17 protein-coding genes and 2 tRNA genes are annotated in these 18923 nt (G+C 41.1%); 9 read left to right on the top strand and 10 right to left on the bottom strand.

The features are described from left to right. The first annotated feature begins 187 nt into the window (after positions 1–187). Positions 188–1291 (top strand): DUF3810 domain-containing protein, encoded by a 1104-nt coding sequence (locus tag EQM06_RS00630; RefSeq protein ID WP_128744499.1) that lies wholly within the window; start codon positions 188–190, stop codon positions 1289–1291. 196 nt (positions 1292–1487) lie between these two features. On the opposite strand, the gene EQM06_RS00625 is transcribed toward EQM06_RS00630, so the two are convergent. Then, entirely contained in the window at positions 1488–2033 is a 546-nt protein-coding gene (locus EQM06_RS00625; protein ID WP_128744498.1) for a flavodoxin family protein, read from the bottom strand. Between the two features lie 134 nt (positions 2034–2167). Here EQM06_RS00625 and EQM06_RS00620 point away from each other — a divergent pair. The 3 genes from EQM06_RS00620 to EQM06_RS00610 all read left to right on the top strand — a co-directional run bounded on the left by EQM06_RS00620 (position 2168) and on the right by EQM06_RS00610 (position 3932). After that, positions 2168–2242, top strand: a tRNA-Arg gene (locus EQM06_RS00620). Positions 2243–2494: 252 nt separating this feature from the next. Then, positions 2495–3520, top strand: a complete 1026-nt coding sequence (locus tag EQM06_RS00615) for a Fic family protein (protein WP_128744497.1) — start codon at positions 2495–2497, stop codon at positions 3518–3520. After that, entirely contained in the window at positions 3429–3932 is a 504-nt protein-coding gene (locus EQM06_RS00610) for a winged helix-turn-helix transcriptional regulator (protein ID WP_128744496.1), read from the top strand. The genes EQM06_RS00615 and EQM06_RS00610 overlap by 92 nt, the downstream gene beginning before the upstream one ends. Positions 3933–4121: 189 nt before the next feature. Here the strand turns inward: EQM06_RS00610 and EQM06_RS00605 are convergent, their stop codons facing one another. The 6 genes from EQM06_RS00605 to EQM06_RS00580 all read right to left on the bottom strand — a co-directional run bounded on the left by EQM06_RS00605 (position 4122) and on the right by EQM06_RS00580 (position 11731). Beyond that, entirely contained in the window at positions 4122–5531 is a 1410-nt protein-coding gene (locus tag EQM06_RS00605) for an APC family permease (protein WP_128744495.1), read from the bottom strand. A gap of 45 nt (positions 5532–5576) precedes the next feature. Continuing rightward, positions 5577–7325 carry a M28 family peptidase gene (locus EQM06_RS00600; protein ID WP_128744494.1) on the bottom strand — a complete coding sequence of 583 codons (1749 nt, stop codon included), beginning with the start codon at positions 7323–7325 and terminating at the stop codon, positions 5577–5579. A gap of 23 nt (positions 7326–7348) precedes the next feature. Next, positions 7349–8296, bottom strand: coding sequence for a dimethylarginine dimethylaminohydrolase family protein (locus EQM06_RS00595; RefSeq protein WP_128744493.1), 948 nt, complete (start codon positions 8294–8296; stop codon positions 7349–7351). Positions 8297–8478: 182 nt separating this feature from the next. Beyond that, complete coding sequence (locus EQM06_RS00590) at positions 8479–9864, bottom strand: sigma-54 interaction domain-containing protein (protein WP_164914287.1); 1386 nt, start codon at positions 9862–9864, stop codon at positions 8479–8481. A 72-nt stretch (positions 9865–9936) separates the two neighbouring features. Then, complete coding sequence (locus EQM06_RS00585; RefSeq protein WP_128744491.1) at positions 9937–10884, bottom strand: dimethylarginine dimethylaminohydrolase family protein; 948 nt, start codon at positions 10882–10884, stop codon at positions 9937–9939. Positions 10885–10945: 61 nt separating this feature from the next. Beyond that, positions 10946–11731: a TraX family protein gene (locus tag EQM06_RS00580; protein WP_128744490.1), complete on the bottom strand. Its 786-nt coding sequence runs from the start codon at positions 11729–11731 to the stop codon at positions 10946–10948. Positions 11732–11880: 149 nt separating this feature from the next. Here EQM06_RS00580 and EQM06_RS00575 point away from each other — a divergent pair, with 149 nt between their 5' ends. The 3 genes from EQM06_RS00575 (at position 11881) to EQM06_RS00565 (ending at position 13363) form a co-directional block, all read left to right on the top strand. After that, entirely contained in the window at positions 11881–12345 is a 465-nt protein-coding gene (locus EQM06_RS00575; RefSeq protein ID WP_128744489.1) for a DUF1648 domain-containing protein, read from the top strand. Between the two features lie 362 nt (positions 12346–12707). Next, complete coding sequence (locus EQM06_RS00570) at positions 12708–13274, top strand: GNAT family N-acetyltransferase (RefSeq protein ID WP_128744488.1); 567 nt, start codon at positions 12708–12710, stop codon at positions 13272–13274. Between the two features lie 13 nt (positions 13275–13287). Beyond that, a tRNA-Ala gene (locus EQM06_RS00565) sits at positions 13288–13363 on the top strand. Positions 13364–13410: 47 nt separating this feature from the next. Here EQM06_RS00565 and EQM06_RS00560 read toward each other — a convergent pair. After that, positions 13411–14640 (bottom strand): Fic family protein, encoded by a 1230-nt coding sequence (locus EQM06_RS00560; protein ID WP_164914286.1) that lies wholly within the window; start codon positions 14638–14640, stop codon positions 13411–13413. A gap of 297 nt (positions 14641–14937) precedes the next feature. Here EQM06_RS00560 and EQM06_RS00555 point away from each other — a divergent pair, with 297 nt between their 5' ends. Beyond that, positions 14938–15480, top strand: a complete 543-nt coding sequence (locus tag EQM06_RS00555; protein WP_128744486.1) for a glutathione peroxidase — start codon at positions 14938–14940, stop codon at positions 15478–15480. 15 nt (positions 15481–15495) lie between these two features. Further along, a complete protein-coding gene (locus EQM06_RS00550) occupies positions 15496–15924 on the top strand; it encodes a MarR family winged helix-turn-helix transcriptional regulator (RefSeq protein ID WP_128744485.1) in 429 nt (142 codons plus the stop codon). Positions 15925–16014: 90 nt separating this feature from the next. On the opposite strand, the gene EQM06_RS00545 is transcribed toward EQM06_RS00550, so the two are convergent. Then, positions 16015–16617 (bottom strand): hypothetical protein, encoded by a 603-nt coding sequence (locus EQM06_RS00545; protein WP_128744484.1) that lies wholly within the window; start codon positions 16615–16617, stop codon positions 16015–16017. Further along, positions 16611–18773, bottom strand: coding sequence for a DUF3160 domain-containing protein (locus EQM06_RS00540; protein WP_128744483.1), 2163 nt, complete (start codon positions 18771–18773; stop codon positions 16611–16613). Before EQM06_RS00540 ends, EQM06_RS00545 begins: the two co-directional genes overlap by 7 nt. Between the last annotated feature and the right edge of the window lie 150 nt (positions 18774–18923).

Genomic DNA, 18923 nt, shown 5'->3' with positions numbered 1-18923 from the left:
TTTATGGTTCAATAACCTGAACTCGTTTGAAAGCTCATCAAGGACTATTATACCATTTTCATCCTTAAAAATGTCCCATAAATTACAAGATTAATTTTTGTTTATTTTTGAAAACAATCATGTATTTTATTATATACTGTTATAGACAGCATTGCTGCTTAAAATAAAATTATATAAGGAAGTTACTATGTACATAAATCTGCTCTCGTTTTTTAAAACCTATAAATACCCGCTGCTTTATGCTGCTTGCGGGCCGGTCATATGCGCGGCTCTGATTTTTATTGCACGCACATGCCCTGATTTGGCACAGTTATACGCCTCCTATATCTTCCCTATCTTTCCTAACACGCTCGGCAGGCTTTTGTCGTTCTTCCCCTTTTCGGTTTTTGAGGTCAGCCTATATCTGTTGTCTCTCGGCGTGTTGTTCACATTATTTGCGGCTTTGATCAGTCTCCTTCATAAAAGCGGAAGGCACTGGTTATTATTGCGTACTCCAAAAATCATGGTTACGGCACTGTGTCTCTGCACCACAATTCTTTTAATGATTACGTTGACATGCAGTATAAATTATTCCCGGGATGGGATTGCCAAAGATATGGGAATCGTAACGGGTCCTGCTTCTCATGACAACTTGGTCAGTTTATGTTTATTGCTTATAGACGATGTTAACTCGCTGACACCCGAAGGGGATATGAGTATGACTGCATTACATAAAAAAACGAAAAAATCCATGGAAGCTTTAGGGAAAAAATATCCATCTCTTAATGGTTATTATCCTAACCCGAAGCCTGTGATTATGTCCTCCTGGATGTCCGATATCGGTCTGACCGGAATTTTTTCTCCTTACACCATTGAAGCCAATTATAATAAGGATGTGCCCGATTACATAAAGCCTTATACGATCTGTCATGAGCTTTCGCATCTGCAAGGTTATATTGGGGAGGATGACGCGGGATTTATCGCATATCTGGCATGTGCCAATTCCGAATCGGAGGAACTTCGTTACAGCGGCGCAATAAATGCCCTCAGTTTTGTGCTGAATGCTCTGTACGAGGACAGTACGGAAGAAGAATATCAGCGTATTTTGAGCAAAATACCGGAAAGAGCTACCGCGGACCTTAAAAGGAATCAACAGTACTGGCAAAAGCACCAAGGCACAGCTTCCCGCATTTCAACAGCTGTCAACGATACTTATCTCAAAGCAAATGCTCAGTCTGACGGTATACAAAGCTACGGCCGCATGGTAGACCTGCTTTTGGCCTATTATGGACTGAACAGCCACGCCATATAAGCAGCCTCACTCCGCCGGGAATCACATGGCACCCACCAGCTGCATTTCATCAGGACTTTTATAAAGCCGCTTTTAAAACAAATACCCTGAGCATACTGAACTGACTCCAATAAAGTCTAACGTATTGGGTCAATTCATATTCGATTCAGGGTATTTCTTTGATTCATATTCACATAATTTTTATTTATATAAAAGCTTATAACTCATTTCCCAAGGCCCTGGCTTTATGTAATGCCGTTGTCTTAACCACATCGCCCACATGCTGGACGGCTGGTACAGCAAGACATCCTCTGTCTGTCCACTGTAAAAAGTCCACGATATGATCATACGTAGCTTTCACGCCGTCGAAAACCGACATATCGTCCATCTCAGCGCAGGTCAATAACACCGATTCCTTTATTTTTAAAGGTTTTTGTCCCATATAAAAAGAATACATCTTATCAATCGCGGCCTTTATTTTGGAAGGATAGCTGAACCAGTAAACAGGTGTTGCCAGCACCAGCACATCCGCCTTGGCTAAAAGAGGTGCCAATTCATTAAAGTCATCATCATAGCTGCATGCCTTCCCCGTGCTGAAACAAGTCTCACAGGCATGACATCCGTCAATATTTTTTTCGGCAGCTTTCCATTTCGTTACCGTATGCCCGGCAGACTGTGCCCCTTCAATAAAAGCATCTGCAAGTAAATCGCTGTTCCCTCCGTTTCTTGGACTCCCAGTTATCACAAGTACATTCTTTGTCATTTTTCCTCCGTCCTTTCCGCTTCATCATCTTATGTTATGCGTATATCATAGCACTCCCAAGGGGGACTTTCAAGTAACCTCTTGAAAGTCTCAGATAAATATGCTACTATAGACTATAATGAAAATTTTGTTATGTCTCCGTAGGTAAATGGATATACCAAAGCTCTCCTAAAGCTTAATTGTGGGTTCGATTCCCACCGGGGATACCAATTGGGGAACCGCTAGAAATAGCGGTTCTTTTTCTATGCGTTGGGATTGCCAGGTTTGATTGGTTACATCATTTTCTCTGGCAGTTACTCTTCTGATTAGACAGAGCGGGCATTGCCTATTTATATAGGTGACGATGGCATGAAAAAATGTTATTATGATTACACAGGGTAAAGTAAAAATTGTACAAAAGGGTGCAGTATATCCAGGTATCACTTTCCACATAATAAAAGGAGAAAGAGGTGTATTCAAACATGAGCGAGTATAAACCACCGTTCCATATGACGGATAGAATAATAAATCTGGTTGCCGCAATCTGTGAACAGATCGGTCGTATCACCGTGCTTTCTCATGGAAGCTTGAATCCGCACCTAAGGCGTGAAAATAGAATAAAGACGATTCATTCTTCTCTTGCTATTGAGCACAATTCCCTGTCACTGGAACAGGTGACTGCGATTCTTGATGGGAAACGTATTTTGGGCAATCCAAATGAGATCAGGGAGGTTCAGAACGCATACGAGACTTATGAGATGATGCTTACGCTAAATCCTGCGTCTGTAAGGGCTCTGTTGAAGGCTCACAAAATGATGATGAATAGTTTGATATTGGAAAACGGAAAATTTCGCTCTGGTGGAGTGGGCGTGTTTGACGGAGATGTGGTTGTCCATATGGCACCTCCGGCAGCATTCGTGCCAGAACAGATTCAAGACCTGTTTGACTGGTATAAGGCATCCGAAATGCATCCCCTAATCAAGAGTGCTGTTTTTCATTATGAATTTGAGTTTATTCATCCTTTCGCCGATGGGAATGGCCGCATGGGAAGAATGTGGCATAGTATGCTTCTTGGCAAATGGAATGAACTTTTCTACTGGCTTCCGATAGAAGAGCTGATCCGGACAAGACAGCAGGAATATTACGATGCTCTCGGTAAATCTGATAAACAAGCAGACAGCTGTACTTTTGTGGAGCTTATGCTTAAAATAATTTTGGATACACTGAGTGGAACATCAGTTGTTGGAAGTGCAGCCAATACAAATACGGATAAGATTTCTGTTTCGGTTAGAAAACTTTTGAATGCGCTGGGTGATGAAGAACTTTCAACTGTGGAACTCATGGAGCGGCTTAGACTTTCACACAAACCGACATTCAGGAAGAACTATCTGAATCCAGCACTGGAACAGGAACTTATTGAGATGGCAATACCTGACAAGCCGAACAGCCGGAATCAAAAGTACAGAAAAAAACAACTTAGTCGCTTTCCGATCAAGAAAAGCGACTAAGTTACCGACCAAGTCAACCCTTTTAAGGAAGGTTGAGGGGATCTTCAAGGTTGTAGGCCTTGTAGAACAACTTGGTTCTGGTATGAGCCGAATACTCAAAGTCTATGACAAAGATATTTTCCGTATTACAGACCATTTTATTAAGGCAATATTTCCGTTTTCTGACGAAATGACTTTGGAGAATACCGCCAGTAGCAATAAAAGTGGCGGTATAAATGGCGGTATTCTATCGGATGAAGACAAGCTGGTAAAACTGATGCAGTATGTTCCGTCTATTACTGTGAATGAGCTGAGTAACCAAACTGGATTAAGTACCAGAAAAATCAGTCGTATTAGCAAGGAACTCCGTGAAACTGGAAAAATCACACGAATTGGCTCAACACGAAAAGGTGCGTGGCAAATTAATGATTAGGATGTGAGATCGTGACAAGTTATGATAAGCAGTAATGAAATACCAGAAAAGTTGAAGCAATGGCATTCTTAGGTGCAATTCCCACCGGGGATACCAATTGGGGAACCGCTAGAAATAGCGGTTCTTTTTATGATAAAGCAAAAGAGCCTGCACAGCATTTAGCGTACAAGCCCCTTGCTATAAAATTTCTTATTCTGTTATATCGGAAAGGATCTCCTCTGTTTCTGCGTAAACTGGCGCATTGTTTGACTTTATACTTCCTGTGTTTTTTATCTTATTGTAAATGTAGAATGGTATGCCCGCCATAATGAGCAGGAATCCCCACATAACCGATTCGGCGCCCGTTCCGTAGCTTGCATATATGATATACGCCAGTGCCAGCAGCGGTAAAATCGATTTTTTAATATAACTGCCCACCGTAATATCTCCATCCTGATTTTTCAGTAATGCAATCTCAGCAGCTGCTGTTGCTGCATACGCAATCATATAGGCCATTGTTGTAAGCAAGGCTGCGAAAATATAGGCTTTATTTAGTCCCTTTGTGTAGTTTGATATGAGCAATAGATTCCCAATAATGCCGAATACGATAAGGGATGTATCCGGTGTATGATAGCGAGGATTTACTCTTGCTAAAAACTTAGGGAAAACATTATCCATAGCAATTGCATAAGAGATTCTAGCTCCGGTCAGCGTAATTCCATTGGCGCATCCCACACATGAAATGACGATAAAAATCGCTATAAAAATACTGCCTAAATGGCCGCCTGTCATCATCTCAATCATTTCTGCCACAGGCGCATTAGAGTTTGCAAGCTCCTTTTGCGGCATAATTCCAACGGCCAAAATCGTAATGATAATATAAAGAAGGATGACAAACAATGTTCCGTAAATCGTGCTCCTTTTAATGTTCTTTTCCGGATCTTTAATTTCTCCGGCGGTAATGGTGGAGCTTTCAATCCCTACAAATAGCCACATGGTAATCGCGATAGTTGCCGGCAGTTGAGAGGATACTCCTCCTTCCAGCTCCGGATTTACGCTATGAGCAATAGAAGGATCAAAATGAGCAGCCCCCAAAATTATAAATAATGCAATAGGGATTAATTTTAAAATAACTGTAATAATTTGAAATGCACTGGCTTCTTTTACTCCTTTAATATTTAGGACTACCAATATCCATAAAATCAAGCTTGAAGTAATCAATGCTGCAAGGTTACTGGTTCCCAGTATTGGGAACAAATAGCTGAGATACCTGACGGCAGCGGTTATGATGGCCGCAACACCACAAGGCTGGCAAAGCCAAAAGACCCATCCCACAATAAAAGCTGCAAAGTCCCCAAAGGCCTCATGCGTATACACAACGCAGCTTCCGGATTTAGGGAATGCACACGCCATGTTTGAAAGACTGATAGCAATTAATACTGCTCCGGCAGCGGTTAAAATAAATCCTGCAATCGAAATGGCCGGTGTAGAAATAGCCGCCAAATTTTGAGGCAGCAGAAAAATTCCAGAGCCAATTGTATTTCCGATAACCAGTGCAATGGCGGCCCAAAATCCCATCTCACGCTTAAGCCCAATTTCTCCGTTATTATTTTTATCCATTGATAATTCCTCCTTATCAAACAGAAAAGCTTTAACGAATAGTCTCTAATCCATTGCAGAAAGGCCTAACTCTACATAGCGAATTGAATAATTCATCGCATCATATACCATGTTCCTCACCCGCAAAATCTGTGTTTCCCACAAATAGTATTCGTGAGAACCTAAAGGGGCTTCATTATATTTTTTTATGGCCTTATCCAATGCCGGAATAGGGTTTTCCGTTTGTAAGGCACAGCATCCATCCTGGCCGTAACGACCGGAATAGCCTCTGAACATAGCCGTTTGCCGTTCACATAGTATGACTAGCTTGTTATATAGAGCTGCCTTAGTCTCATCATTTCCCAGAGAAATCTTAACCAGATCCAGCTTTTCAAGCATGGCAACATATTGATCTACTATGGGCGTCGTATCCAAAATCATTTCTGTGGCTCTGCCTGCTTCCGTCAAAATAGCCTCCCATTGGTATTTGACATCCTGCGCAAGAGCTTTCATATCATACAATACAAGCGGTGCGTTTACTAATTTCTCTGTTATATACGCAAAAAACTCACTATGCTTTTTCAGCAGTTCTCTATCCAGCTTATCAATCGTATCGGAGTCGCTGTGCAGCCATGGACTGTAAAATGCATAGTTCAATTCTTTCAGTTTCTCCTCTGTATATTCGGTTGCGAAGGATATGTACGGAACACCCACACCAAAGAACGAAGAATCTCCGCCGCCCTTATAGGCCTGATGCCACACGCCTTCTGTATCCCATATGGTTTTGATGGCTTCCATAAGCATCTGCTTCATTTCTGGCTGCCCTTCTACTCCGGGTATTGTGGTTCCCTTAATAGCCAGATTATCCACATTAATATACGCTACACAGCCTTCATTCATTTCAGCCCAGTGGCTGTCACAGTACCAGGTTGAGCCGCCTCCTTCAGCAATCTCATGTCCATCCCAGAAGACAAATACAACATCCCGCTTCAGCTCAGCACAATGTTTTTGAAATACTCTTGCCAATTCCAAATTCAAGGAATCTCCCGAAGCATTACAAATGGCTGACTTTCCCCATGCATCTACATGGCTGCCCACTAACACATACTGACCCTTGCTCTGTTTTCCCCTGACAATTCCTACAGGCTGATCTGCCGTTATCCATTCTCTTGAAGCATTTGCCTTTAACCAAACCGTTGTTTTTCCTTTTTGGCAAAGGGCTTCCAAATATTCCCCGTCACGTCTGGAAATACTTATGACCGGCAGCTCAACAATATCTTTTTCCGTATCCGGTGTTGGATTTCCCCATTGTGTTTTTACGGCGCCCATTTGAATCAGATCCTCTTCTGCTCTTCCCCAATTCATAATAATCAGTGCTTTTGCACCAAGCTCCCAGGCAATTCTTGCTTTCTCAGGTCTCCCCGGACTCCAGTTCATGTCGGTAAGAATAATCTTTCCTTTTGCATCCTTTCCTTCATAATCTTTATAACTGCCGGATCCCACATACATTAATTCCCCTTCAATCCCCTCTTCTGCGGTGGATTGAATGTGACACACCGGTCTGGCCTTTATTTCTTTAGTACAAGGCTCCATAACCTTTAAGGCCGCCTCGCCCGGATAGCTCTGATACATGGGGAAGTGGTCAATATGAGCATCCACTCCGTACTCTGTTAATTTTGAACAGATATACGCTGTTGCTTTTCTCATTTCTTCTGTTCCGGAAAGTCTTTCGCCAACCTCCTCCACTAAATAGGACATATTTTCATATAGTTCATCCAATGAAATTTCTTCCTTTAACCTTTCATACAAGCTCATTTCTGATCCTCCTTCACAAGGCTTTAACCACGTTTTAAAAATCCGGTGCAACAATGGATGGAGCCGTAACCCTTAAGCACTTCATCAAATTCCACCGGAATAACCTCAATGCCATTCTTTTCAAGTAATTCCTGAGATCTGGGATTTCCTGCGGCCATAACGATTTGCCCCGGTTTTATGGCTACAAAATTAATAGCCAGCCCTTCCTTAGCCTCCACGCGAGACGGACACTCCAGTAACTTAATACCCTTCCTTTTCAAGGCGTTACAAACATCATACGGAACCTGTGAGGCATGAATCATGGCCACGTCTTCACTGACCATATTTAGCAGCCCGTCAATATGTGCGTGGCCATAAGGAATCTGCATGTGGAGAATATCCGTCACACCCATTCGCTTTAATTCAGATTCCACCATTTCATATCCCTCTCGGTTGGTTCGTACCCCCGAGGCTAAAACAACCGTATGTCTGTCGATCCACAGCCCCATTGCTCCTTCAAAGGTAGCCCCCCCGCATACGGTCCGGATAATGGGAACTCCTATGTCTGCCAGCTTTTTAGCAACATATCGCTCTTCCCCTCTTCTGGCTTCCATAGCGGGTCTTGTCACGATGGCGCCTTCCGGAGTCATGAAGATCAAATCTCTGCAGAAAATAGCATTTGGTCTGTCCTCTCTGGCCTCTTCAACATAATACACTTCCACACCGTGGGCTCTGTAAATATCAGCCAAAGCATCATGCTGTGCTCTGATTTTTTCTGGGGAAACAGATGCCTTAAATCTGGCTGCCGCCCAATCAAAATTTTCGATTTCCTTTCCGGGTCTGCGCATCAATGCCGCCTTAAGGGGTTCCACTTCTGAGCATACTCCCCAATCTCCCCAAAGGCTTTTCATATCCTCTATCAGGGTCGTCTCTTTCGGAAACCATCGCTCGCCAGGAAGCGCATCAATGTCTTTTACTTTATCTTCGCTCATTCTTTCTCCTCCTTAATCCTGAAAATGATTTATTAGTAAAATGTTTTATTATTAAGTATTGCAATAATAATGCCAAATAATTTTTGATGAAATCCGGTTAAACGGAATCTAAAAAAGGAAAAGTGGTAAAAAAATATTTACTAAGTAAAAAGAACTTCACCCCAATGGTAAAGTTCTTTTTACTAGCTATTTTTAATATTATATTTTTTAATTTTGTAATTCAGAGCCTGCTTTGTAATCCCCAATTTTTTTGAAGCTTCCACCAAACTGTTTGAGGAATTTATCGCCGCGATTATAATTCTTTTTTCATATTGTGCCATGGCTTTCTCCAGAGAATAATCCTCCTCTATTAAAGGAAATTCCTCCAAAGCTGTTGATAAAGCAGGGGTTCCTCCCGAGCGGGCATTTAGGTATTCCGGTAAATCCTTTCGCTGAATAAACCGGGAGGAAGCAACATTGAACGCTCCTTCAATGATATTTTTAAGTTCTCGGACGTTGCCCGGCCACGAATATTTCCTAAATATAGCCTCCACTTGTTCATCAATTCCAAGAATATCACGATGCATGAGCTGATTATATTGTCCGATAAAATGCGATGTCATAAAAAATAAATCTTCTCTTCTTTCCCTTAGAGGAGGAATATTTATTTGTACTACGCTCAACCGGTAAAATAAATCCTCTCGAAGCCTGTTTTCTTCCAGGCATTTTTGCGGACTTTCATTAATCGCTGAAATAATCTTAATATCTGTCTTAATGGGTTCAAACCCACCTAAACGAGTAACTTGTTTCTCTTCTATGGCCTTAAGCAATTTCGGTTGAACGCTCAATTCCATGGAGTTGATTTCATCCAGGAATAAGGTTCCTCCGTTGGCTATTTCAAACAATCCCGGCTTGTTTTCGGCTCCTGTATAACTGCCCTTGGTCGTACCAAATAATATGCTTTCCAGCAGATTGCCGGGGATGGCGGCACAATTCTGTGAAATGAACTTTTTATTGCTTCGCCGGCTGCAGGTATGAATTGATTGGGCAACCAGTTCCTTTCCGGTGCCGGTCTCTCCATAGATCAGTACCGAAGAATCCGTACCGGCAACCATGGGAATCCGCTTTTTTATCTGCATCATGTTGTGCGAATTGGTGATTATATCGTCCGTAACATATAGGTTTTTAGCTATTACATTATCTTTTATCGATATGGATATATCCTGCCTTTCATAGGGGAGATCAATGTATCTGGATACATCTACCGCCCCTATGATTTTATTGTCTTCTTTTATAGGCAGCGTAACGTTTACTGCACGAATACTCTGCCCCTTGTAGGTCACCAGATCCTGATATTCATTGGCTATGGGTTTTCCGGTTTTAAGGACGCGCATGATACTGCTGCTCTCCTCGGTTAAAGCCGGGTATACTTCTAAGACATGTTTATGCAGAACATCTTTTTCTTTCAGATGATTTACATCAGGCCTAAAATTAGAATAATACTCAATATATCCATTCCGATCTGTAACCATGATGCCGTCTATGTAATTATATACACTCAATATCTGTTCAACATATCTTCTAAGCATTTCTTTCCTCTCTGAAATATCCATATCCATATCAGAATCAACGAATTGCTGTTATACAAGCATTTTTCAAGGTTATCCCCTTTTAAGATATGCCGTGATACAATGCAGAGCCCCTTTCCCTTTCATGATCTCTGAAATATTTACCGTAGTAACCCGGATCCCATTCCTTTCCAGCAGTTCCTGTGTTCTCGGATTGCCTTCCGGCATGACAATATTGCCCGGCTCCAGTGCTACAAAATTACACCCGAAGGTTTCTCGTACTTCCGTTTGAGATGGGGCTTCCAAAATCTTGTATCCTTTGCGTTTCAGCATATCCAATATGTCGTACGGAACTTGTGAAGCATGTACTAATACCATATCATTACTTGCCGGATTCATCAAGCCATCAATATGGATATTGCTATAGGGCTGCTGCATGGGATATACTTCTACGCCCATTCGCTTTAACTCATAGGACACCTGTTCAAATCCGTTTTTATTGCACCTGCTGCCTGTGGAAAGCACACAGGTATGCCTGTCAACCCACATGGCATTGGCACCTTCAAAAAATCCATCCCCTGCAATGGTCCTTAAAATCGGTACGCCAATTTTACTCAACGCCCCCGCCACATATCGTTCTTCTCCTCTTCTGGCTTCCATGCCGGGTCTTGAAAGAATGGCTCCCTCCGGAGTCATGAATACTAAATCTCTGCAAAAAATAGAGTTTGGCCGATCTTCCCGCTGATTCTCCACATAGTACACCTTAACACCAAAGTCCGTGTAAATCTTAGCTACTTCATCGTGCTGTTTTCTCATGAGTTCTACGTTCAGCGGTTCATCCGAGAATCTAACGGCATGGGCATTAAAACTTTCAACCTCTTTTCCCGGCCTTCGCATCAGTACGGCTTTTAATGTTTCAACCTCAGAGCTCACGCCCCAGTCTCCCCAATATTCATTCATATCCTCTTCAAAAGTCGTTTCTTTGGGAAACCACCGTTCTCCGGATATTGCATCAATATCGTCATACTTTTTATCTTGCATACTTTACCTCCTATTAGTTTTTAATAATAGAGAATGCAAAAAGAGTGCCAACAATTTACGGCTAATGGGTGTATAGATATGCTGAAATCAAATATAAGACTGCAATGTGGGCCGGATAAAAGAAATAAAAGAAGTATTTCATACCATGCCCTTTCTCACCATTATAAAACCAGACCGGCAGGATGGCAAAGACCATGATCCATTGAGTCGCACCTAAGATGCCATATAAAACGGCGGTTACTGCGATCAAAAAGCATTGAAGCTTACGGTTGTCTTTAAAAATATATAAAAGCGGGATCAAGAGTACCATGAAATTATTTTCGGCAAACAAGATTCCCGGGGTTATACTCATAACGGATATAAGCAAAACCCTATTTGCAGCCCAATGATTTGCTACCAGAACTAAAGCCATACTGGAAACAAATGGAACCGAAAAAATTAAAAGGCCCAAACAAAAATTTTTCGCCTTATGGTTCTGCATTCCGATCCTCAATTGATCCACTCCAAACATGAAGATGACTCCAACCAACAGATCTCGGAAAATGTTATTCATCAGAACAACCTGCTCATATTTCACAATGCTTTCTAAAGCCAGCATTCCCAGTGACATTAAGATCATAGCAATATATAAACGTATTAGGTATTGTTTTTTACTGTGGGTATGACTAAAGCCAACAACACTGGTAAAAAAGAAAAGGGTCGCTACAGGACGACCGAACCAATCCAGCCAGCCCGGCGCACCAAAGGGCAAGAACATCTGATGAATGTGATCAATAACCATTAAAACGATTCCGATAATCTTAATATCAAAGGTTGACAGCCCTTTTGATTTTACTTCTATATTCATGTTTTTCTCCTATCTCCTTTATCACATAATGCCAGTTGAAAAGCTTATTTTTATATCATATAATTATAATGCTTCGTTGAAAAGAGGGTTTTTAAAGTTGGGTTCCCTTTTTTTCTTTTTATCAACCCACTTTGGAATGGAGAGAGCTTATGAAAATAAAAAAAAGCAGCTGGGATATTCCTATGCAGTTGATTTGCTTGCTGTTGTTAGGAGCTATGACCGCCTACTTGATTATAAATTGGAAGGGACTCCCTGACACCATACCTGGGCACTATAATGCCAGGGACGTCGTAGACAGATGGGGCGATAAAAGTGAACTGCTAATCCTTGCTATGCTCGGGTGGGGACTGTACCTAGGAATGGCCGTTATAGAGAAATTCCCATCCATTTGGAATACAGGGGTTGCGGTCACCGAGAAAAATAAAGAAGCGGTATATGGTATTCTCAAGAATATGCTCAGCACGTTGAAATTAGTAACCGTAACAATCTTTGTCTTTTTAACCATGAATTCTGCCTTATCCAATCACCTGCCGGTTTGGTTTCTGCCCCTTGTTCTGATTTCAACCTTTGGTCCCATAATTTTCTTTAGCATACAACTAAGGAAGGTAAAATAAGTTCCAATGCGGCTTTTACGCATGAATGGTATATGTACCCACCTGTGCGTCCAGCCCCAGTCCTTACACACAGGCGGCCTCCAAGGATCAGCGATCAGAATCAGCGTTTTCTTGTTCCAATTCTTCTCGGGTGCCTACTGGATACACATCTAATGGCATGGGATTATAAATATCGCCGTCTTTGCTGGGTGGGATTTTTACATTCATTTTTATCACCTCGTTTCAGCATTAGGATAACCAGAAAAAAAGAAATTCATATACAAAATTTAAAAAAATAGGACTCGACACTCCCATTATTTTATAGTACAATATCAAAGGTAAGGCTGGTTTATATAAATCAGTTCTGAAAGAAGGCTATGAATATGAGCACAACGGTATCTATTCGCATGGCGGAAGCAACCGATGCAGGGGAATTGTTAAAAATTTATGCACCTTATGTTACAAATACGGCCATTACCTTTGAATACGATGTACCCTCTGTTGAAGAATTTTCAAAGAGGATTCAGAATACTTTAAAAAGGTATCCCTATATCGTTGCTGTAGAAAAAGAGCAGATTATCGGTTACGCCTATGCGTCGGCTTTTAACCCGCGCGCCGCATACGACTGGGCGGTTGAAACGACCATATATCTCAAACAGGAATGCCGAGGCAAGGGTTTGGGCAAAAGACTATATTTAAAATTAGAGGAACTGCTCAAGCGTCAGAACATTATTAACTTGAATGCCTGCATTGCATATACTTTCAATGAAGATACTCATCTGAATAATGCAAGTGAGGCTTTTCATCAACACTTGGGTTATACAAAAACAGCCCATTTTACCAAGTGCGGCTATAAATTTGGAACTTGGTATGATATAATCTGGATGGAAAAGATGATGGGAGAACATTTAGATAATCCTAAGGCATTTATTCCAGTGACACAACTGTAACTTCATATTTTGAGGGGCGTTAGCGCAGCTGGGAGCGCACCACACTGGCAGTGTGGGGGTCAGGAGTTCGAGCCTCCTACGCTCCACCAAAACAAAAAATAGCAGACTATTTCTGCTATTTTTTATTTAGATTCAATTATACATTCTTTTGCTTAAGGTACTCGCCTACTTTGTCTAAATCTAGCGTATAAACTTTTTTATTGCGTTCTTCCGTCTTTTCATAAATTGGTGCGCCACTTTTTATTAAAGCGTTAAGAGTTCCCTTAATGGTAGGGTAACTGCGTTCTAACATAACCGCAAGTTCATTTCTGCCCAGTGCATCATTACTAAAAAGAGAATTTTGAATTAAGCAAAATAAAATATCCCGCATCAGATTTTCTTTTGAATTCGTAAAGGCCTGATTTATAAGCTCAAGATAAAATTTTAATTTTTCAAATCCATCATTAATTTTATTTGATAAATTATCAATAGCTCTATCAATCATTTCAAGAAACATGATAACAAAAGGAGTAATATCCCCTTTGTTTTTTTTATCGTTGCAAAAATCAAATGCTTTATAATAGTCTTCCTTTTTTTCTTTAATAGCAAATGATAATCGATAAGCAACTAATGGACTCAGCTCCTGAGAAAGGGTATAACTGCTGATAAATCTGCTCGTACGTCCATTGCCATCGTAGAAGGGGTGTATATAGCCGAAGAGATAATGAAATATGGCAATACGGATAAGCGGTGTGATTCCTTCACTATTTAATATGGAAAGAGCCTGATTCATGGCATTTATAATTTTAGACTCAGGAAAAAGTCCGACATGCTTTACTTTTTGTGTTCCTGAAATCACTTCGGCTATTTCGGTACGGAAAAGCTCCCCATCCGGAATATTTTCTTTTGACTCTGATTTAACTTCATCTAACACAATTTCATCATATAAAGAACGAATATCTTCGCAAGTCTTTAAAGGAATATTGATATGCTGCTCCAGTAAAAGTAAATATTTTTTTACAAGTCCATTAAATCGTTTACTTCTGTCTTCTCGAGACGCATCAATCACATCTTTAATTTCTCTTCTTGTGCTGTGTATCCCTTCAATGTCATTTGTCAGCATGATTTCATCAACGAGACAGCTTTTTTGATAGCTATCTAATGCAATATACGGAAGCTCTAGTATTTTTTTATTAAGCTCTGAATTTTTCTTGTAAATTTTTGCTATCAAATTAATTAGTTCTATGGTAGAAACAATAAATATCGGATCAGAACCAAGTTTAAAGTCAAATATTGTACAACCAAAGCTGTTTATTCTTTTGTTATATTCATCTAAATAAATATCGTTTCCTTTATAATAATATTTACTTAACAGCTCATACTTCATAAAAATTTCACCCCCTATTTTAAATGATAGCTTCATTATAATAACCTAGTTTGAAAAAATCAATATATATTTTCAAACTGAATCCATCTTATTTTAATATAGTATAAATATAACCTGATTTTTTACAAATTATTTATTTGAAAACATTATAATAATGCTTTGGTTTTTCTATCATAATAAGATGTAATTTTCTCCATTTCAAAAATTTTATTGACTTTTAATTTTTATTATTTTATAATGATTTCATAATAATTTTGCACAATTAAATTGTGATAAATGTAAGTAGGAGGTAAATATATGTCTATTTATGATTACGAATACACATCCATTGAGAACAAACCGGTACAAATGTCTGACTACAAGGGTAAAGTGCTGCTCATTGTCAACACGGCCAGCAAGTGTGGTTTCACTCCTCAGTATAAGGGGTTAGAGGAACTCTATCAAAAGTATAAAAACCAGGATTTTACAATTATTGGCTTTCCGTGCAACCAGTTTATGGAGCAGGAGCCTGGGAGCGAACAGGATATTGCTGAATTTTGTTCTGTACGCTATGGTGTTACTTTCCCATTATCCCAAAAGGTTGAGGTGCGGGATGAAAATGCTATACCGCTTTATCAGTATCTGACTGCTCAAAAAGGATTTGAAGGCATGGGAAAGGGTGTAAAAGCTAAGACCTTTGAATTGATGCTTAAAGGCAGATACAAGGATACTTTTTCTGATAGCCAGATTAAATGGAATTTCACCAAATTTCTGATTGACCGAAATGGAAATGTCATTTCCCGTTATGAACCAACCGTTGAACCGGAAGATATCGCTGATGACATTGAAAAATTGCTGTAAAAGGAAAGGCGCCTGATGAATGACGAAATTCTTAAGCTGGAAAATCAACTTTGTTTTCCGCTCTATGCCGCATCAAAGGAAATCGTAAATCGATATAAGCCCTTTCTCGATAAAATTGATCTGACCTATACGCAGTACATCGTCATGATGGTGCTGTGGGAGCATAAAAGCATCAGTGTAAAAGAACTCGGCAAACATCTGTACCTGGATTCCGGTACTCTGACACCCGTTTTAAAGCGTCTTGAATCCAAAGGATTTGTTGAGCGCATACGTTCGCTTGAAGATGAACGAAATGTCAATGTCACTCTCACTGAAACTGGAGAAGGATTAAAAGAAAAAGCCGTAAGCATTCCCTCAGAAATGGGAAAGTGCCTACCGCTTTCTCCGGAAGAAGCGAAAACCCTGTATACGCTTTTATACAAGCTTTTAGATCAAATGGGTTGAAGCGGCCCCTGCGCGGCACAATAAAAAGTCCGAAACTTGTTAATTTTTAACGAGTTTCGGACTTTTTCCATACCTTCTTCTTATGCAGAACTAATTTTTCCGCCTATCATCTGCATAAAATCCCCATTCCTGCCACTGCCACACCGTAGTTCGGGCAGAGCCTTCCGGATCTACTATATATCGGTTTCCTGTCAGTTTCTTGTATTGTCCTTCCTGTACAATCAATTCATTTAATCCGTCTCCGTCCACATCCCGAATATCAATAGAAAGAATCGGGTGAGCCAAATTGGAAGAGCACCAGACCGGTTTCAAGGTTTTGTCTTGAAGCTTATAAACAAACAAATGATTTTTATACTCGTCATTTTGACCTGTATACCAGAAAGGCCGCATTTTTCCAAAACTGCCCTTTTTCCAAAGGCTGACCACCACATTGTCCGTGCCGTCATTATCTGGATCTGCCAATACAACACGATCTATGCCATACCCCTGCGGCGACTTCCAGAGCACCTTTGTTCCCTCCGTCACGGTAAGAGCCTGGCTGTTCCATACATATTTTTCTATTACCCCGTCCCCATCCAGATCACCTTGTGTTTGAAGCTCAACCTCTGGGTTCCCTGTTTTTGAGAAGGACAAAAGGAAAATCAGCAGCAACAGCAGAAAAATACCTGCGCCCAAAGCTGCCTTTCTTACCACTGAGACGCTCCCTCCGGTGCCGTATACATTTTAGTCCAAGATGGTGCAGCCGGATTTTGTTTGTCTTCAAGCATTTCCTTCCACTTTTCATCTGTCAGCCGATCGTTGGACGGCCATGCAAACTCATAATAAGAATAAACGGCACCTTTTGCTATACGTAATGTTCCGTCAACAGGTACAACCGCATAAATGTCATTGACATATCCGGTTCCTTCCTCTAAGACCCTTCCGTTCGGGTCGGTGGCAATATCCGTAATCAAAGCGGATGGGTTCGCTCCGGCAGCTGACGGACCATCCACTCCTTCATCTTGCAATGCTTCCAGCCAGAAATGTTCCAGCTGTCCGCCAAAGCTCCGGATTAAATCATATTCGGACGTACTGAGCGGCTTTTGCGCCAATTCTTTTTCGGAAATGGTTTTTAGCTGCAGGGCCAATTCTTCCAACTGTGCAAGCGATTCACGCGTTTGTTTTTTTAGCAGCTTTCTGCTCTCTAGCCCGTCCGCAGTCATTTTTGTAAGGGCGGCAATTCTTCCATAAACCGCCGCATTCGGCTCTACATAGCCCCTGTCGTCTTGCTCTTCACCGCCGCCGCCCATTTCGGCATAGGATTGCTTTACGTATAAAACAGTATCATGCTTGAGTTCGGTAAAACTGCCCATATAGGTTTCCAACTGTTTGCGGGTCCAAGCTTGATTCTGCATGAACGAAGGGTAGCCTTCTCCTTTTGCTTCTAACAGGGGTGAAAGGGTATAAAGCCATGCTCCGTACAGATTTCGGGTCTGGCTGACCGTATCCATAGCTTTCACCTTTTTCTGCATCTTTTCCATATTTTCAGGATAGTTCTTATACGCCGTCTCTCCCATACCTTTCAGAATATCATACGCTTCCGGAGAGCCCATTGCAGCCGGCATATCCAGCCCCTTTGGGAGCATACGAAAATCCTTCTGGTTGTTCTCTTTCACCTGACGGTATATTAAATTCTGAAAAATCGAAGCATCCAGTGTAAATCGCTGTCCCATAAAGCGGAATCCTTTTATAGCCTTTTCCTGATCCGGCTGGATAGCTTCGTTAAATATCGGTATAGAGTTGATGGCAGGCGGATCGAGCTTTTTGATTTGAGCAACCAGAGTCTTCCACTTTTCGGAATCGCTTGTTAATTCTTTTACGGAAGGATTTTTACCGTACACCTTCTGTAACAGGGCGCTGTATTGATTTATGCCCAGATCATCACTCTTTCCTACGAAGAAGTTTGTCGGTTCATAAATATTGTTCCAATGGTCATAATCTTCTTGGTTGAAAAGCGAGGTAATTAAAACAGCCGATTTTGTTTCCTCTGCATTAAAGGCTCGAAAATTCATGCGGCCATACCACATCATGGTTTGAAAATAGGTTTTTAATGCATTGGACTTTGCGTAATGCCCCCGAGGAATATATTGTGTGTAATCCTCCTTCAATGCGTCAACCGAGCTGACCTTAGCATTCCCAATATTCATCACCGGAGAAGGATAAAAATTTTCCTGATGATTGGCAATCAGCTGTAATTCCTGTTCTACTTCTTTGCTTACAAAAGAAGGAACGTCCAAATCCGGATGAAGTATTTTCGCTGCTACGGCAAAGAATGCCACATTGCGTTTGGCAGCCGTTTCCCATTCGGTATTTTTCAGGGATTTATATCGCTTCTCACTTTTGGACAGCATGGATTCCGTCAGCACCTCCAGTTCATTTCGAAGCGTGTCCTTCTCAATCGTCCTCAAAAGATAGCTGAAATACAAATGGTAATTGTGCAGCATAGCGTCTGTTGTGATGAAATTCGGGGTATCACCATATCGATTCAACTCATATGTAATGAAAAATTCCCGTGCAGGATAAGGTATGACGACAAAACCATTTTGAACCAGAAGCTTCTGTGCCTCATCAGAAAAAGCGAAAGCATCCCGATTCGTAATATTGTCAAGGCCTGGAGAGACCTTATAGTTCTGCATGGCCGGATTTATATCTACCGGCACATCTTTATAGGCTGCGAACCCACTGTCTGCAATGACCGGCTGGCTCTCGGCTGTCTCTCCCTTCGAGAACATTTGACAACCGCTGAAGCTGGTCGCTAACAGAAGCGTCACCAGCACCATACTGATTTGAGTTTTCCTTCTTTTATTCATATCCTTCTTAACCTCCCCCATTTTATACTATTTTTATCTTTACCTTATTTTGCTTCAGCAAAAAAGTCAAGGCTTTCTTTCCTCTGTTGCATTCATGCAACAGGATTTGAACTGTACAACAAAATATTGTTTTCAAGGAAAAATAGGAGG

Origin of the sequence: Aminipila luticellarii, assembly GCF_004103735.1 — a bacterium.
Taxonomy (GTDB): Bacteria; Bacillota; Clostridia; order Peptostreptococcales; family Anaerovoracaceae; genus Aminipila; species Aminipila luticellarii.
Note: the sequence above shows the minus strand (reverse complement) of the source record. Positions and strands in the feature narration are given on the sequence as shown.

Excerpts from the sequence above, each read along its gene's own strand:
- EQM06_RS00630 (WP_128744499.1), top strand. The coding sequence starts at position 188 with ATGTACATAAATCTGCTCTCGTTTTTTAAAACCTATAAATACCCGCTG.
- EQM06_RS00625 (WP_128744498.1), bottom strand. The coding sequence starts at position 2,033 with ATGACAAAGAATGTACTTGTGATAACTGGGAGTCCAAGAAACGGAGGG.
- EQM06_RS00615 (WP_128744497.1), top strand. The coding sequence starts at position 2,495 with ATGAGCGAGTATAAACCACCGTTCCATATGACGGATAGAATAATAAAT.
- EQM06_RS00605 (WP_128744495.1), bottom strand. The coding sequence starts at position 5,531 with ATGGATAAAAATAATAACGGAGAAATTGGGCTTAAGCGTGAGATGGGA.
- EQM06_RS00600 (WP_128744494.1), bottom strand. The coding sequence starts at position 7,325 with ATGAGCTTGTATGAAAGGTTAAAGGAAGAAATTTCATTGGATGAACTA.
- EQM06_RS00595 (WP_128744493.1), bottom strand. The coding sequence starts at position 8,296 with ATGAGCGAAGATAAAGTAAAAGACATTGATGCGCTTCCTGGCGAGCGA.
- EQM06_RS00590 (WP_164914287.1), bottom strand. The coding sequence starts at position 9,864 with ATGCTTAGAAGATATGTTGAACAGATATTGAGTGTATATAATTACATA.
- EQM06_RS00585 (WP_128744491.1), bottom strand. The coding sequence starts at position 10,884 with ATGCAAGATAAAAAGTATGACGATATTGATGCAATATCCGGAGAACGG.
- EQM06_RS00580 (WP_128744490.1), bottom strand. The coding sequence starts at position 11,731 with ATGAATATAGAAGTAAAATCAAAAGGGCTGTCAACCTTTGATATTAAG.
- EQM06_RS00575 (WP_128744489.1), top strand. The coding sequence starts at position 11,881 with ATGAAAATAAAAAAAAGCAGCTGGGATATTCCTATGCAGTTGATTTGC.
- EQM06_RS00570 (WP_128744488.1), top strand. The coding sequence starts at position 12,708 with ATGAGCACAACGGTATCTATTCGCATGGCGGAAGCAACCGATGCAGGG.
- EQM06_RS00560 (WP_164914286.1), bottom strand. The coding sequence starts at position 14,640 with ATGAAGTATGAGCTGTTAAGTAAATATTATTATAAAGGAAACGATATT.
- EQM06_RS00555 (WP_128744486.1), top strand. The coding sequence starts at position 14,938 with ATGTCTATTTATGATTACGAATACACATCCATTGAGAACAAACCGGTA.
- EQM06_RS00550 (WP_128744485.1), top strand. The coding sequence starts at position 15,496 with ATGAATGACGAAATTCTTAAGCTGGAAAATCAACTTTGTTTTCCGCTC.
- EQM06_RS00540 (WP_128744483.1), bottom strand. The coding sequence starts at position 18,773 with ATGAATAAAAGAAGGAAAACTCAAATCAGTATGGTGCTGGTGACGCTT.